This window comes from Galbibacter marinus (assembly GCF_000300875.1).
Classification (GTDB): domain Bacteria; phylum Bacteroidota; class Bacteroidia; order Flavobacteriales; family Flavobacteriaceae; genus Galbibacter; species Galbibacter marinus.
The window spans coordinates 109,743-125,792 of record NZ_AMSG01000003.1 but is presented as its reverse complement, the minus strand read 5'-3'; the positions used below and the strand labels follow the sequence as shown (position 1 = coordinate 125,792).

At 36.2% G+C, this 16,050-nt stretch carries 15 protein-coding genes; 13 read left to right on the top strand and 2 right to left on the bottom strand.

Translation table 11 applies throughout. From position 1 onward, the window contains the following. From I215_RS04020 to I215_RS03980, 9 genes are all read left to right on the top strand, one after another. Window positions 1-843: a 1,4-dihydroxy-2-naphthoyl-CoA synthase gene (locus tag I215_RS04020; RefSeq protein ID WP_008990677.1), complete on the top strand. Its 843-nt coding sequence runs from the start codon at window positions 1-3 to the stop codon at window positions 841-843. Between the two features lie 32 nt (window positions 844-875). Next, window positions 876-1,484 (top strand): SPOR domain-containing protein, encoded by a 609-nt coding sequence (locus tag I215_RS04015; protein ID WP_008990676.1) that lies wholly within the window; start codon window positions 876-878, stop codon window positions 1,482-1,484. Between the two features lie 7 nt (window positions 1,485-1,491). Continuing rightward, window positions 1,492-2,400 carry a 1,4-dihydroxy-2-naphthoate octaprenyltransferase gene (gene menA / locus I215_RS04010; RefSeq protein ID WP_008990675.1) on the top strand — a complete coding sequence of 303 codons (909 nt, stop codon included), beginning with the start codon at window positions 1,492-1,494 and terminating at the stop codon, window positions 2,398-2,400. Between the two features lie 28 nt (window positions 2,401-2,428). Further along, complete coding sequence (locus tag I215_RS04005; RefSeq protein WP_008990674.1) at window positions 2,429-3,187, top strand: LytR/AlgR family response regulator transcription factor; 759 nt, start codon at window positions 2,429-2,431, stop codon at window positions 3,185-3,187. A gap of 537 nt (window positions 3,188-3,724) precedes the next feature. After that, window positions 3,725-5,674: a tetratricopeptide repeat-containing sensor histidine kinase gene (locus I215_RS04000; RefSeq protein ID WP_008990673.1), complete on the top strand. Its 1,950-nt coding sequence runs from the start codon at window positions 3,725-3,727 to the stop codon at window positions 5,672-5,674. Between the two features lie 94 nt (window positions 5,675-5,768). Further along, complete coding sequence (locus I215_RS03995) at window positions 5,769-6,446, top strand: metal-dependent hydrolase (RefSeq protein WP_008990672.1); 678 nt, start codon at window positions 5,769-5,771, stop codon at window positions 6,444-6,446. Further along, window positions 6,447-7,490, top strand: a complete 1,044-nt coding sequence (locus tag I215_RS03990; protein ID WP_008990671.1) for an o-succinylbenzoate synthase — start codon at window positions 6,447-6,449, stop codon at window positions 7,488-7,490. Window positions 7,491-7,496: 6 nt separating this feature from the next. After that, entirely contained in the window at window positions 7,497-8,411 is a 915-nt protein-coding gene (locus I215_RS03985) for a CPBP family intramembrane glutamic endopeptidase (RefSeq protein WP_008990670.1), read from the top strand. A 93-nt stretch (window positions 8,412-8,504) separates the two neighbouring features. After that, window positions 8,505-9,596, top strand: coding sequence for an AMP-binding protein (locus I215_RS03980; RefSeq protein ID WP_008990669.1), 1,092 nt, complete (start codon window positions 8,505-8,507; stop codon window positions 9,594-9,596). Window positions 9,597-9,656: 60 nt separating this feature from the next. Here the strand turns inward: I215_RS03980 and I215_RS03975 are convergent, their stop codons facing one another. Continuing rightward, a complete protein-coding gene (locus I215_RS03975; protein ID WP_008990668.1) occupies window positions 9,657-11,285 on the bottom strand; it encodes an acyl-CoA carboxylase subunit beta in 1,629 nt (542 codons plus the stop codon). Between the two features lie 197 nt (window positions 11,286-11,482). Between I215_RS03975 and I215_RS03970 the strand changes: the two genes are divergently transcribed. Beyond that, on the top strand, window positions 11,483-11,659 hold the full coding sequence (locus tag I215_RS03970; RefSeq protein ID WP_008990667.1) for a CAL67264 family membrane protein: 177 nt from the start codon (window positions 11,483-11,485) through the stop codon (window positions 11,657-11,659). 81 nt (window positions 11,660-11,740) lie between these two features. Next, on the top strand, window positions 11,741-13,435 hold the full coding sequence (gene ettA, locus I215_RS03965; protein ID WP_008990666.1) for an energy-dependent translational throttle protein EttA: 1,695 nt from the start codon (window positions 11,741-11,743) through the stop codon (window positions 13,433-13,435). 75 nt (window positions 13,436-13,510) lie between these two features. On the opposite strand, the gene I215_RS03960 is transcribed toward ettA, so the two are convergent. After that, complete coding sequence (locus tag I215_RS03960; RefSeq protein ID WP_008990665.1) at window positions 13,511-14,524, bottom strand: formimidoylglutamase; 1,014 nt, start codon at window positions 14,522-14,524, stop codon at window positions 13,511-13,513. Between the two features lie 133 nt (window positions 14,525-14,657). On the opposite strand from I215_RS03960, the gene I215_RS03955 reads away from it, so the two are divergent. Both I215_RS03955 and I215_RS16100 read left to right on the top strand, forming a co-directional pair. After that, window positions 14,658-15,560 carry a hypothetical protein gene (locus tag I215_RS03955; protein ID WP_008990664.1) on the top strand — a complete coding sequence of 301 codons (903 nt, stop codon included), beginning with the start codon at window positions 14,658-14,660 and terminating at the stop codon, window positions 15,558-15,560. Between the two features lie 300 nt (window positions 15,561-15,860). Next, window positions 15,861-16,046, top strand: coding sequence for a hypothetical protein (locus I215_RS16100; protein ID WP_156800192.1), 186 nt, complete (start codon window positions 15,861-15,863; stop codon window positions 16,044-16,046). Window positions 16,047-16,050: the final 4 nt, after the last annotated feature.

Genomic DNA, 16,050 nt, shown 5'->3' with positions numbered 1-16,050 from the left:
ATGAATAAACCTCGCTGGGAAACCGTTAGGGAGTTTGAAGATATAACCTATAAGAAATGTAATGGGGTAGCCCGTATTGCATTTAACAGACCTAATGTAAGGAATGCCTTTAGGCCTAAAACCACAAGTGAACTATATCAAGCATTCTACGATGCACAAGAGGATGTCACCATTGGAGTGGTGTTGCTTTCTGCAGAAGGACCATCAACTAAAGATGGCGTCTATTCATTTTGTAGTGGAGGAGATCAAAAAGCACGTGGTGATCAAGGTTATGTAGGTGATGATGGTTACCATCGTTTAAATATATTAGAGGTTCAGCGTCTGATTCGATTTATGCCTAAGGTAGTTATTGCTGTGGTTCCAGGTTGGGCAGTTGGAGGAGGACATAGCTTGCACGTGGTTTGCGATATGACCCTAGCCAGTAAAGAACATGCCATATTCAAGCAAACAGATGCTGATGTTACCAGTTTTGATGGAGGATATGGTTCTGCCTATTTGGCCAAAATGGTTGGGCAGAAAAAAGCAAGAGAAATATTCTTCTTAGGAAGAAATTACAGTGCACAAGAAGCCTTTGAAATGGGAATGGTCAATGCGGTTGTTCCACACCAAGAACTTGAAGACACCGCATATCAATGGGCCCAAGAAATACTAGAGAAATCTCCAACTTCCATTAAGATGTTGAAGTTTGCCATGAATCTAACTGATGACGGAATGGTTGGACAGCAAGTATTTGCAGGGGAGGCTACACGTCTGGCCTATATGACCGAAGAAGCTAAGGAAGGTAGAAATGCATTTTTAGAAAAAAGGAAGCCGAATTTTAAAGGGATAAAATGGATTCCTTAAAAAGTATCAAGTAGAATTAAATCTGTTCGATCATGCCTTATATTGACGAAAATCATTTAGTTTGCTTACATAGAACTATTGAAACAAAAGAAATACAAGAGCAACGGCTACTGAATGAATTAAAAAAACAACGTGTTGAGAAGGATAAACTGTATCGCTCCTGCAATATTTTAAGATTCGTTTCAATTTGCTTAGTTGTAATACTAGCACTTGGTGTAGCTCTATATTTTATAAAACCTTCATTTTTTATTAATGAACGTCTTTTAGAATCTCAAAACAAAATGCTTATTAAGAAAAGCGATTTGGATAAGTATGAAGACTCAATTGTGCTTTTGAACCAAAAACCAGATTCTCAACCACTACATTCACCAAACTCGATAGTTGCTTTTAATGACACTACTCTTATATACGCTGTACAGGTTGCAGCTTTTGAGGCTAAAGAAATCTCTTTGTACTCTAATGACCTAAATAACATCAATCATTATAAAGATAAAAAGTTTAACAAATATGCCCTTGGGAATTTTAGTAATTTGGAAGATGCAAATATATTTCGAAAAGAAATGGTAGCCCTAGGTTTTAAAGATGTCTTTGTGGCCTCTTATAAAAATGGTAAACGCATTAAAATTGAAGAAGCATTTTAAAAATTGAATGACAAAACTTAAAACGCTCATAGAGGCTGCACGTCTTAGAACGCTGCCCTTGTCTGTATCTGGTATCATTGTAGGTTCCGCAATCGCCTTCGCCGAAGGTTTATTTAATCCGTATATTTTTGTATTAGCACTCGTTACAACGGTAGGTTTTCAGGTCTTATCCAATTTTGCCAATGATTATGGTGATGGAGTAAAAGGAACTGATAATGAGGATCGAGTAGGGCCTGTTCGTGCTTTGCAAAGTGGGATTATCTCTGCGAGGGAAATGCTTTACGCAATGATTGTGACTACAATACTTACTATGATAGTGGCTATTGCCTTAATCTATACCTCGTTTGGTGGTGAGCAATTATTATTTTCTTTACTTTTTTTCGTTCTTGGTTTGTTTGCGGTTGCTGCAGCTATTAAGTATACTGTTGGTAGTTCTGCCTATGGGTACCATGGTTATGGTGATCTTTTTGTATTTATTTTTTTTGGATTAGTGAGCGTGATTGGTTCTTATTTTTTATACGCCAAAAAAATGGAATGGGATGTAATTTTACCTGCAGTATCTGTTGGATTATTAAGTGTTGGGGTATTGAATTTAAACAACATGAGAGACGTCCAGAGTGATGCCAAGTCTAACAAGAACACCATGGTGGTTAATCTTGGAATTGCCAAAGCAAAAAAATATCACACCTTAATTATTCTGGTGGGGCTCACAACAGCAGTTTTATTCTTAGTGCTAAATTATCAACATTGGACAAATGTTATTTTTATAATTTCCTTTATTCCAATTATTTTACATTTAAAAAGAGTTCGTTCCATTGAACATGAACAGCTTTTAGATCCAGAATTGAAAAAATTATCCTTATCAACTTTTTTATTTGCAGTTCTTTTTCTGTTTAGTTATAATAATTTTTTGTAGTTTTAAATCTAAATTAACAGCATTTATTTTGAACCAACTAATTAAGATTCTTATCCTTGAGGATAATGTGATCATAGCTGACGACATGCAATCTATGCTCGAAGATATAGGCTATGAAATTGTTGCTAATGTCGTTGACTTTGAGAGTGCTACACAAGCCCTTAAGGAAAACCAAGTTGATCTTGCCTTGGTGGACATTGTTCTAGCAACAGAGAAAACTGGAATAGACTTTGGAAAACACATAAGGGAAAATTACAATATCCCCTTTATTTTTGTGACCTCAAATTCTGACAAAGCAACAGTAGAAAACGCTAAAAGTGTTCATCCAAGTGGCTACCTGGTAAAACCTTTTGAACAACAAGATCTATTTACTTCTATTGAAATCGCACTTTCTAACTTCAATGAAGCAGCCAGCGCTGCTGCGCAAACTGATAATGTAGTAGAAGAGGAGAATAAGCATTTGTCAAGCTCTGTCCTTAGAAACTCCATCTTTGTAAAAAAGAATCAACATTATTATCGAATCCCTTTCGATGACATTCAGTATGTCAAAGCAGATAATGTATATTTAGAGGTCTACACAGCAGATAAAAACTTTTTAGTTCGATCTGCTTTAAAGGATTACCTGGAGAAGCTCCCTTCGGAACAATTTTACCGTGCACACAAATCTTATATTGTTAATATCGATCATATCGAAGCGATCAATACAAAGGACATAATGATTAATGGTAAAAACATCCCTATTTCTAAAGAGTTTAGGGAATTTATACTCTCAAACATGAATGCTTAGCTTGGTAAAAACACCTTCTAACCACACTTATAACAGTATTAACAACAATATATGGGTAGTTGTCAACATATGTTTTATACTATACTATAATAAATATATATTTGAAAAGTCGTTAGTGTTAATGATAATTAATTTTCCCCTGACAATACCTTTTATCAATATCCCCCACACTAACAGATGATTCAACAACCTAATTAATAATAGGTAACAAAAGAGTTTTGGAATTCCCCAAGACTCTTTTGACTTTTAACGAAGGTTGGTTACTATCTTTAAAGTGCTATGACTTAAATTGACAGAGGTCCTTTGTAAAATAGAAAGATTTAAAACGATCTTAATATTTTTACCACACAAAAGTATTCTTATACAACAAAAATTTAATTAATTAAATTTATTGAAGTAAGTTTAACCGCTGTTAAGATGTTAATTATATAATAATGACGCTTGGAAGATTTATTATTATATGTTGATCAAAAGCCTAAATGTAATGTTTAGGCTTTTTTAAAGAAACATTAAGGAAAGTAATTTGCATATAAACTATTGGGAAAGCTCATCAAAATATATATAATTTTCCTATTTCTTATCGGAACCTCGTTAAAGGTTGTTGCCCAGAATTTCGATACCATTGAAGATCCTTTGGAGGTGTTCCTAGAATTGAAGGATGCGGATCAGCGGGTAAATTACTTTTTTGAAACCAAAAGACGATACTCGGTCAGTTCAGCATATAGCTGGTTAGATTCTATTAACGAGCCGCTTCTTTCGGCTGAGAAAAAAAAGGACTCCGTTTCTGTTTTTAAGTATAAGCTAATGTTATCGGAGCTGTATTATGATGTGGGCAATTATGATAAAGGCGCCCTTATTGGAGAGGAACTCTTGCACAAACTTAAAAAACTCGATCGTCCTATAAAGGTCCATCTGCTTTATACACTAGATAAGTTATATAAAGAATTGCAGTTGCACGATAAGCAATTGGAAATTCGACGACAATTAAAAGGTTTAGGAGAGAAAGTAGTTCTTTACGATATCTACGCTGAATTAGGACTTTATCGCCAAGCCATGATGGAATATACCATTGCCAATAAATCAAAATTAAGAAAAGGCGAAGACAATTTTTATAAGGCCGAGTATTACAACAATCTCGGGACCTATCTATTGAAGGATGGATCGATATATACCGCATTAAAGGATATTGAAATTGCTCATCAGAGTATTATGACCTACCTCAATAATGAAAGCTTGATCAGTTCAGAAGATTTTAATGAGGCTATATATCTAAAAGGACTAATTGAAAGCAATCTAGGGAAGTGCAAAATGTTTCAAAATAAATTTGAAGAAGCTATTCCTTACCTAGAGGCAGGAGTTTCATCTAGTCGGGTGTACGATAAGGGAAGGTATTCTAAAACCACTGTGAATTTATGGGGTAATTTGGCGGAATGCTATATGGAGATAAATAATCTTACCATGGCCAAATCGTATCTCGATAGCATCGTTACCAAACAAAAGTTAGTTAAATCTACCACTGTAAATTATAACCGCTTAAGAGCGAATCTTTACCTTAGAGATAGTGCACCGGATTCTGCATCCATATTTTTTAAGCGCTATGTAAAATTAAAAGACTCCTTAGATTATAGCAGTAGAAAAAAACAATTATTGAGTTTACTGGTGCAGTTTGATTTGAACAATCAAAAAGAAACCATAGAACGTCAACGATTAAATTTAGAGAAAAATAAAACGGAGATATTAGAAAGAGAAAAGGCAATCTATCTCAGTGTATCAGCACTTATCCTTTGTTTTATATGTGTGATAGGTTTAGTAGTTGCTTATTTAAAGAGTTTAAAAAACAAGCGATTAATAGAGAATCAAAAACAAATTATTGAAAACTCATTGATCGAAAAGGATTCCCTGTTAAAGGAAATTCACCACAGGGTTAAGAACAATCTTCAGGTTGTCTCAAGTTTACTTAGTATTCAAACTAAAAATACTCGAAGTAAATCGGCCATAAATGCCCTAGAAGAAGGAAAGAGTAGGGTAAAGGCCATGGCGTTAATTCATCAAAAACTCTATCAAAATGAAGATCTTTCCGTTATCAAGATGCAGGAGTACATAGAGTCCCTTTCTGCAAGTATTCAGTCGGTTTACAAAAAAGGAGGGTTCAGAATTAACATGCATATAGATGCGCATAGTGCTGCCTTAGATGTCGATAGAGCCATCCCTATTGGACTTATATTAAATGAACTCATCTCCAATTCGTTCAAGTATGCATTTAAGGGCGAGAAAACTGGTAATATTTTCATTCAGTTAAAGGAAGAAAATGGGCATATATTATTTGATTACAAAGATGATGGGATTGGTTTGCCTCCCGGTTTTGATGTGGACGCTTCAGGATCTATGGGATTGAATCTTATTAGAAGGTTGGCCAATCAACTTCGCTCTATTTTAAATGTAGATACTGATGTTAATGGTGTTCACTTTTGGTTTGTTTTCAAATAAGAAATCATTTTAGTAGTTTTTAGTTTAATTGTTTAAATTTAAACTTTGAACCTTGATTCGAAGCAAAGTATTATCTTAAGCAAAATCAAAAAACATGAAAATTACATTCTACGGACACGCCTGTCTTGGAATTCAGATAGAGGAAATTAATCTCTTAGTAGATCCATTTATTTCAGGAAACGAAAAAGCTTCTCATATTGATGTTGAATCAATCAAAGCAGATTATATACTTATAACCCATGCGCATGGTGATCACACTCTAGATGTAGAGTCTATTGCTAAAAGAACAGGAGCTGTAATTATTTCCAACGCAGAAATTGCCGATTACTACAGTGATAAAGGTTTTGACACTCACCCTATGAATCACGGGGGTAGTTGGGACTTTGAGTTTGGAGTACTTAGGTATGTCAATGCCATACACTCATCTTCCTTTGCCGATGGAACCTATGGAGGGCAGCCAGGAGGGTTTGTACTTGAAGGGGAACGAAAAAACATATATATCGCTGGCGATACCGCGCTGACCATGGACATGAAGCTTATACCGCTTCGAACCAACTTGGATTTGGCTGTTCTGCCAATTGGAGATAATTTTACCATGGGAATTCAGGACGCTATAGTCGCTTCTAATTTTGTTGCTTGTGACAAGATATTGGGATATCATTACGATACCTTTGGTTATATCGAGATTGACCACGAGGAAGCAAAAAAGAAATTTTATGAGTCTCAGAAAGATTTGATGTTACTCAGTATTGGTGAAAGCATCGAAATATAGATGAAGGCATATTACAGAAAACACATATTAAAATTTAACAAGCCCAGTGGAACCTCTAGAGGTGTGTTGCGGCAAAAAGAAACCTGGTTTATCGTAATTCAAGATAAGGAGAAGGTTGGGATAGGAGAATGTGGTTTATTACCTGGGTTGAGTATAGACGACCGGCCCGATTACGAATCCAAACTACAATGGGCCTGTGATCATATTAATTTAGGATTTGAAAAGCTCTGGGACAACCTGTTGGAGTACCCTTCCATTCAAAGTGGAGTAGAGCAAGCTTTTATTTCACTATCAAGTAAGGATCCGTTTGAACTGTTTAATTCAAAGTTTACACGCTCACAAAGCGGTATAGCGATCAATGGTCTTATTTGGATGGGTGATGAGGATTTTATGAGGTCTCAGATTCAACAGAAAATTGAACAAGGTTTTGGCTGTATTAAAATGAAAATTGGCGCAATTGACTTTGCTACGGAATTAAAACTTTTAACTGCTATTCGAAAAGAATTTAGTGCCACTGATATTGAACTACGTGTGGATGCTAACGGAGCTTTTAACCTTGAGGATGCCTTACCAAAACTCCAGCAACTGGCTGATCTAGATTTACATTCCATAGAGCAACCTATTAAACAAGGCCAGTGGGAAGAAATGGCTGAACTTTGTAGCAAAACACCTTTACCTATAGCTCTAGATGAAGAACTCATTGGTGTATTTGAGTTGGAAGAAAAAGAAAAATTACTTAAAATCATAAGTCCGCAATACCTTATTTTTAAACCAAGCTTAATAGGAGGGTTTAAAGGTACAGAACAATGGATCGATCTCTGCCAAAAGAGTTCAATTAACTGGTGGGTCACTTCTGCCTTGGAAAGTAATGTAGGTCTGAATGCTATCGCCCAGTGGACCTATACACTAAACAATCCTATGCCCCAAGGATTGGGTACTGGTAGTCTATATTCTAATAATATCGACTCACCACTAGAGGTTATTGGAGAGAAATTATATTACAAAACCAGTGGGAAATGGGATACTAAATACTTCAAACTTTAATAAATTATGTACATAGAGCAAGGATATCGTGGGCAATTAGGCCTTTGGAAATATTTGGTGATCCCTACGGGTTTTATCGGAATAATTATTATAAATTATATTGCCGTTTTAAACACCCCTCAAAGCACAGATGAGATCATGCAAGTCATGGTAGATAAGATTGGGTCGAACCTTGTTTTAATTACCATGTTGTTACCCTTAGCAATTGCTTTGTTTATTTTATTAGTCTGGGTGAAGTTAATTCATCAACAAAGTATTACCTCCTTAACTACCTCTCGAAAGAAGATTGATTGGAAGCGCATTTTATTTTCATTTGTTCTTTGGGGTGCTATCACAGCTTTTTTTGTTGTTTTAGATTACTATCTAAACCCAGAAAATTATATCTGGAATTTCGATTTAGTACCATTTTTATCTTTGGTGGTTATTGCCATACTACTGGTGCCGTTACAAACTAGTTTCGAGGAATATCTGTTTCGAGGATACATGATGCAGGGCATAGGCATTTTTGCCAAAAACAGATGGGTTCCTCTTGTGGTTACATCTGTATTATTCGGATTAATGCATATCGCAAACCCTGAAGTTGAAAAGCTTGGATATGGAATTATGATATACTATATAGGAACAGGTTTTTTTCTGGGCATCATCACCTTAATGGACGAGGGTATGGAGCTAGCCTTAGGTTTTCATGCGGCAAACAACCTGGTAACTGTGTTGTTAGTTACCGCTACCTGGACTGCCTTTCAGACGGAATCTGTTTTAAAGGATGTCTCTACCCCAAAACTGGGCTATGATGTATTTGTGCCCGTTTTTATTATCTTTCCGATACTTGTTTTTATTTTTTCTAAAAAGTATAACTGGAACCGCTGGAAGTACAGATTAACTGGGGAGGTAGAAAAATCTAAATTAGAATTAAAAAGCTAAAAAACTATTGTTCGATGCGCTTTTAATTTTAAAATTTCAGTGATAACTTTGGAGAACAATTGTTGACTTCTAGTTTAACGCAAAAATACGACGATGAATACACCTAGCTATGATAAGGTTCACTTAAGATTTAAACTAAATGGCTCCTATTTTGACCGAGAGGATTTAATGGAAGTGGCATATAGTTATATAAAGGAAGGTGAGCCTTATGAACAATCCATTGGTGATTTTTTAATGGATTGGTTAAATGAGAAGTCTTTTATGTATGTTCGCACCTCTGGATCAACCGGTGAGGCTAAGCCTATTCGTGTTCAAAAACAGGCCATGGTCAATTCAGCCATAGCTTCAGGAGATTTTTTTGGAATAAATGTAGGGGATAGTGCTCTTCACTGCCTTCCGGCAGGGTTTATTGCTGGGAAAATGATGTTAGTTCGTGCAATGATTCTAGGATTGGAAATTGATTTAGTAGAACCAAGTGTATCTCCTTTAGAGGGGTTGGATAAAATATATGACTTCTCGGCCATGATACCATTACAAGTTGAAAATTCACTACCTAAAATCGATCAGATAAAAAAAATGATTGTTGGTGGTGCACCTATTTCGAGCTCTCTGATAGATAGCCTTCAGGACAAATCATCAGAAATTTTCGAAACCTATGGGATGACAGAAACTGTGACCCATATTGCTGCTAAAAAGATTAATAATTTTTCGAATTCAGAAAACTTAGCGACCTCTAATTTTAAGATATTACCTAATATTACTATTGGCATTGACGATAGAGGATGTCTTGTAATTGATGCGCCCAATATTGCAGAAGAAGTTATTGTCACCAATGATTTGGTGGAACTTGTTAGTGCTGACGAGTTTCAGTGGAAAGGTCGCATTGATCATGTTATAAATTCTGGAGGGGTCAAATTGATTCCTGAACAAATAGAGAAAAAACTAGCAGAAGTTATTACTACCCGCTTTTTTGTCCATGGAATAGAGGAGGCTTCTCTTGGTCAAAAATTAATATTGATCATCGAAGGGAGACAAGACGCTAAGTTACTTGAAAACATAAAAAATCTTAGTTCCCTCGATAAATTTGAGAATCCAAAAGAGGTGTACTTTACCGATGCTTTTTTAGAAACAGAGAATGGTAAAATCAAAAGGAAAGCTACTGTTGAAAAATCTGTAAAACCTTGACTTGTTAAACTTTAACATGACTTATATAAAGGTGTTGTTATATTTTAGCTTTGTACATTCTTAGGTTTGAAGCACGCCCATATTAAAGGCTTTTGTTATAGGGGCATGGTTTGCTGCTTCAATTCCCATACTTATCCATTTACGCGTATCTAAAGGGTCTATAATGGCATCAGTCCATAATCTAGCTGCCGCGTAGTAAGGTGAGGTTTGCTCATCGTATCTCGATTTGATTTTATCAAACATATCCTGGTGTTGCTGCTCTGAAATCTCTTCACCTTTTTTCTTTAGAGAAGCTGTCTCGATTTGCAACAAAACTTTTGCTGCTTGTGCTCCTCCCATTACTGCTAATTCTGCGCTAGGCCATGCTACAATTAACTTTGGATCATAAGCCTTTCCACACATAGCATAGTTTCCTGCTCCATAGGAATTACCCATTATGACAGTGAATTTTGGCACGACAGAATTCGATACAGCATTCACCATTTTAGCACCATCCTTAATGATTCCTCCATGTTCGGATTTACTACCAACCATAAACCCAGTAACATCCTGTAGGAACACTAGCGGGATTTTCTTTTGATTACAATTGGCGATAAATCGAGTGGCTTTATCCGCAGAGTCTGAATAAATCACCCCTCCAAACTGTAATTCACCCTTTTTAGTTTTGACCATTTTTCGTTGATTGGCCACAATACCGACGGCCCATCCATCGATTCTAGCATAAGCGCAAATAATGGTTTTTCCGTAACCCGCTTTATACTCTTCAAGAGAATTGGCATCGATTAATCGTTCGATAATTTCGTAAGTATCATATGGCTGGGTACGACTCTTGGGAAGAAGTCCGTAGATGTCTTGTGGTTCGAATAAGGGTTTGATGGTTTTTTTGCGATTGAAGCCAGCCTTAGGTTCCTCTCCAATTTTATCCATTATATTTTTAACAATATCCAAAGCATGTTGATCATCCTTGGCTTTATAATCCGTAACTCCACTGATCTCTGAATGTGTAGTGGCACCTCCAAGGGTTTGGTTGTCTATTTGTTCACCAATGGCGGCTTTTACTAAATAACTCCCCGCTAAAAATATACTACCAGTGTTTTCTACAATAATAGCTTCATCACTCATAATTGGTAGATATGCTCCACCGGCTACACAACTACCCATTACCACCGCGATCTGGGTAATACCCATGCTGCTCATTTGGGCATTGTTTCTAAAAATTCGACCAAAGTGTTCTTTGTCTGGGAAAATTTCGTCCTGCATTGGAAGGTAGACACCCGCGCTATCAACAAGATAAATAATAGGCAATCTGTTTTCAATGGATATTTCTTGAGCTCGAAGATTTTTCTTTCCAGTAATAGGAAACCATGCTCCTGCTTTTACTGTGGCGTCATTGGCTACAACAATACATTGTTTACCACCAATATAGCCGATTTTCACAACTACACCTGCTGAGGGGCAACCACCGTGCTCTTGATACATCTGATCACCAGCCAAGGCACCAATTTCAATAGCCGTAGCATTTTTATCTAAAAGATAGTCGATTCGCTCTCTAGCTGTTAGTTTTCCTTGAGCGTGTAATTTTTCTATTCGACTTTCTCCACCACCCAATGATACCTTAGCTAATTTGCGCTTTAAGGAAGAGACTGATAATTTATTATGATCTTCGTTCTGATTGAATTTTAAATCCATTAAACTGTGATTCTATTAGCGTGAGACTTTGTAAAACAAACGTTCTAATATTTTGATGCATTAAAACTCCTTGTATATTCTGCTAAAATACAAAATCAAGCCAAATCGAATTGTTTAATAATTGCTTAAATTGTACGATATTTGTCAATTGGAAAATACGCAATAGAGATTATATGAAAAATAAGACAGGACAAGGCATGAATAAAAATACAGTTTTAGCTTGGGCAACTTGGATCATGATCATCGTTGGATGTGGGCTTATCGCATTGGGAGCATTTCGTTATGATGATGTTGCAGGATACGGGTTTGCATCTGTTGGAGTGGGGTTTTTCGCCATCGCGTGGGTGTTTAATGCATTAAAAGGAAGAGTATAAGTCACACCCAGATGTTCAAATTATTAAATCACTAGAGTAGCAAATTAAAATACTAACAAAATAGAAAAATAAGAGAATATAATGGCTGATGATAAGAAAGTGATATTCTCCATGTCCGGAGTATCAAAAACATACCAGAGCACAAATAAACAAGTTTTAAAGGATATCTATTTGAGCTTCTTTTACGGAGCGAAGATTGGAATCTTAGGTTTAAATGGTTCAGGAAAATCTACACTTCTTCGAATTATTGCTGGAGAAGAAAAAAACTACCAAGGGGATGTTGTATTCTCCTCTGGATACTCTGTCGGGTATCTAGCACAGGAACCTAAATTAGATGACTCTAAAACAGTCATTGACATCGTAAAAGAAGGAGTTTCTGAAACTGTAGGTATTCTCGATGAATACAACAAAATAAACGACATGTTCGGTCTACCAGAGGTCTATGAGGATGCTGATAAGATGCAAAAACTCATGGATCGTCAAGCTGAACTGCAAGATAAGATCGATGCAAGTAACGCATGGGAACTGGATACCAAGCTAGAAATCGCCATGGACGCTTTAAGAACACCTGAACCGGATACACCAATTAATGTACTTTCTGGAGGAGAGCGCCGACGTGTTGCACTTTGTAGATTGTTACTCCAAGAACCTGATATTCTTTTGCTTGATGAGCCAACCAACCACCTAGATGCTGAATCTGTTTTGTGGTTGGAACAACATTTGCAGCAATACAAAGGGACTGTCATAGCAGTAACGCACGATAGATATTTCTTGGATAATGTAGCTGGTTGGATCTTAGAATTAGACAGAGGAGAGGGTATTCCTTGGAAAGGGAACTATTCATCGTGGTTAGATCAAAAATCTAAACGATTAGCTCAAGAACAAAAGCAAGCTTCTAAACGACAAAAAACACTCGAGCGAGAATTGGAATGGGTACGAATGGCTCCAAAGGGAAGACAAGCCAAACAAAAGGCGCGTCTGAACAATTATGATAAACTCTTAAATGAAGATCAAAATAAGCTAGATGAGAAATTAGAAATTTATATTCCTAATGGTCCACGTTTGGGTACTAATGTGATTGAGGCCAAAGGGGTTTCAAAGGCCTTTGGTGATAAATTACTTTATGAGGATCTAAACTTTAGTCTTCCACAAGCTGGAATTGTCGGTATTATTGGTCCTAATGGGGCGGGAAAAACGACCATTTTTAAAATGATTATGGGCGAAGAAGCGCCGGATAAGGGGAGCTTTGAGGTCGGTGAAACAGCAAAAATTGCCTATGTTGACCAATCCCATTCTAATATCGATCCTTCAAAATCCATTTATGAGAATTTCTCCGATGGACAAGAACTCGTTATGATGGGAGGAAGGCAGGTAAACTCACGTGCCTATTTGAGCCGTTTTAATTTCGCAGGTAGTGAACAAAACAAAAAGGTGGATACCTTGTCTGGTGGAGAGCGTAATAGGCTACATTTAGCTATGACTCTAAAAGAAGAAGGAAACGTCCTTTTACTCGATGAGCCTACTAATGACTTGGATGTAAACACCTTAAGAGCCCTAGAAGAAGGTTTGGAAAACTTTGCTGGTTGTGCCGTTGTTATATCTCACGACCGTTGGTTTTTAGACAGAATTTGTACACATATTCTTGCCTTTGAGGGGAATTCAGAAGTATATTTCTTTGAAGGAGGATTCTCGGATTACGAAGAGAATAAGCGTAAACGTCTTGGTGCTGATATAACACCAAAACGTATCAAGTACAAAAAATTAATCCGCGATTAGAAAAAGCGTATTTTAAATAAAAAACGAGAAGCACCACAAAAGTCTTCTCGTTTTTTTTCCTCTATAATGGTTTAATTACCTTCTAATAAAATCGGTAATCAAGTAACTGATTGTTTTACCTATTTGAAACTGATTTTCAGGGTCTAACCTCGGTGCCGCTTCGCAAATATGCAAATAGGCAATATTTTTATTTGCCCTTGCTTTATAGACCATTTCTCGAACGTGGTTCAAATGAAAACCAACGCTACTTTGAGCACTGCTAGGAGCGTGGGCAATACTATCCACATCAATCTCAATTCCAAATTTTGTGCTCTTGACAAATTCTATAGCTTCTCGCAATTCAAAATCAAATTCTTTTTCTTTGCGAACAAAGAGTTCTTCATAGGTGGCAAACCGAATTCTTTTTTCAACTTTTAGGTTTTTAAGAACCTTTTTGGAGTTATAATTCTCTTGAAGACCCATTACAAAGTAATGGTGTAAAAATCCTTCTTTGTATGCGTAGTTAAATCCATTTCCACTATGCCGCCCTTCACGTTTTCTAAAATCACTATGGGCATCTATATTTAGGCAATTAATAGCAGCATTATATGCTAAAGCTGTACCCTTAATAATCCCGTAGGCGTTATTATGTCCTCCGCCAATTACGATCGGAATTTTTCCGGATTGAACAATTTGTCGAATAAGATCGGTAACCTCAGTATCGATATAAGCTGTGAGTTCCATTGCCTTTTCAATCTTTTTAGTTCCCTGGAGCGAATCGATTTGTTGAAGTTCATTTTCAAAATCCAAATGCCCTAGTAGCAGTACCTCTTTGCCTTTTACAAATTTATTGTTCTGAACATTTAGTAGATAGGATAGGCAGGTTTGCCAAGCATCACGAGCTCCTGAATTACCAAAGTTGCCTATTACTCCGATATCTTCTGGAATTCCAAATAGTACATATTTCGCTTTGGAGTCTAACAAGCCTGCCATAAGTGGCTCATCTTTGGCTAATAATTTTACATGTTCTCCAAACTTTCCTTCGCCCTTTCGAACCTTTATTAAAGGTGTAATTTTTTGAAGGTCATAGATCACTAATCTCGATCTCATATGTTAAAATAATTGTGCGTTAAGCAAATGTAAATAATCTAAATTCAATTTTGATTCGTATATACATTCGTAAAGCAATTTAAAAAAGATTGATTAAATTGCTGAACCAAATTGTAAAAAAAATAATGAGCTTATGGCAGAAACAAAAAGTAATAATGGTTTAAAGGTCATTGCAGGTCTACTGGCTGTTGCTTTGATCGGGACCCTTATTTACACAGGTAGTTTGTACAAAAGTAAAAAGGACACTACCCAGAAATTAAATCAGGAGAAAAACTTGGTTATTGAAGATTTGAACAACTTAAAATCAGATTATGATCGAGCAATCTCCGAAAACGAATCTACAAATGCTGAGCTTATTGAAGCCAGAAATAAGATTGCGGTTTATATTGATTCTGTTCAAAAAATGAAAGCGGATATCAGCACCTTATCTCGCTACAGAAGACAAGTAAACCAGTTGACAAAAGAAAGGGAATACCTACTTGCCCAAAACGATTCTTTAAGAGCTTCAAACACCTTGTTGGCTATGCAAAGAGATAGCACACAAGCTGCTTTGGCTGAGCAATCAATGTTTACAGATTCTTTGATTATGCAAAACACTCAATTGGCCAAGGTTGTTGAGACTGGAGCTTCATTGGGATTGTCTAAATTCTCTGCAGAGGCTGTAAGAGAGCGTAATAGCGGAAAAATTGTTTCCGTTAGTAATAACAGACGAGCTGACAAACTAAAGATCTGTTATACAGTAGGTTCTAATAAAATTACAAAACCAGGTGCTAAACAGTTTTACATTCAGGTGACTGATCCAACAGGAAGTATCATCGGAGAGCGAGCAGTTGCAGCTAAGGAAGGTGATGAGGTAAATGAATCAATTAGTGTTACTTATAGTAAAGCCTCTAGCTTTTATTATGAAAACACTTCACTTGATGTTTGTGATTTCATAGACAAAAGCGGAGCTGAATTTCCGGAAGGAACTTATGGGGTTGTCGTTTATGATCAGAATTTAAAGGAATTGGGCTCTACCGAGTTCCAACTTAAATAAGGTACTAACTAACCAATCAACCTTATTGATTAAAACACCAGCTAAGCTGGTGTTTTTTTTATCAACAGATATCATTAATGCGTTGCTTTCTATTAGGCAGAGTTTTCCAGTTAGGAATATATTGTGTACTTTCTGTTTTTGACAAGAAAGTTATGCTGCAGTTAAAAGCATATTAAAATTAATTATCATACTTCTACATGATAATGATTTTAATTGTATATTCTCTTAATATTGATTCATATGAATCATTGTAAAATAATTAGCCAAAATGAAAACAACTGCACACTTTTTAAAAACACATTGAGAAACGTCACAAAGATTTTAATAGTTGAAGATTTGGCCTTTTTCCTCAACAACAAAGAGGATGGAAGAACGATTTTCCAAAAATCCATAGAAGTTTCTAAAATGGACTGTAAATTTTGCGAATCCATGTCCATTATCGTATTAATCGCAATGATTTTCGAACAACTGTGTATTGAAAAATAAAAGA

Coding starts and splice junctions, on each gene's coding strand:
- I215_RS04020 (WP_008990677.1), top strand. CDS start 1: ATGAATAAACCTCGCTGGGAAACCGTTAGGGAGTTTGAAGATATAACC.
- I215_RS04015 (WP_008990676.1), top strand. CDS start 876: ATGCCTTATATTGACGAAAATCATTTAGTTTGCTTACATAGAACTATT.
- menA (WP_008990675.1), top strand. CDS start 1,492: ATGACAAAACTTAAAACGCTCATAGAGGCTGCACGTCTTAGAACGCTG.
- I215_RS03995 (WP_008990672.1), top strand. CDS start 5,769: ATGAAAATTACATTCTACGGACACGCCTGTCTTGGAATTCAGATAGAG.
- I215_RS03990 (WP_008990671.1), top strand. CDS start 6,447: ATGAAGGCATATTACAGAAAACACATATTAAAATTTAACAAGCCCAGT.
- I215_RS03985 (WP_008990670.1), top strand. CDS start 7,497: ATGTACATAGAGCAAGGATATCGTGGGCAATTAGGCCTTTGGAAATAT.
- I215_RS03980 (WP_008990669.1), top strand. CDS start 8,505: ATGAATACACCTAGCTATGATAAGGTTCACTTAAGATTTAAACTAAAT.
- I215_RS03975 (WP_008990668.1), bottom strand. CDS start 11,285: ATGGATTTAAAATTCAATCAGAACGAAGATCATAATAAATTATCAGTC.
- I215_RS03970 (WP_008990667.1), top strand. CDS start 11,483: ATGAATAAAAATACAGTTTTAGCTTGGGCAACTTGGATCATGATCATC.
- ettA (WP_008990666.1), top strand. CDS start 11,741: ATGGCTGATGATAAGAAAGTGATATTCTCCATGTCCGGAGTATCAAAA.
- I215_RS03960 (WP_008990665.1), bottom strand. CDS start 14,524: ATGAGATCGAGATTAGTGATCTATGACCTTCAAAAAATTACACCTTTA.
- I215_RS03955 (WP_008990664.1), top strand. CDS start 14,658: ATGGCAGAAACAAAAAGTAATAATGGTTTAAAGGTCATTGCAGGTCTA.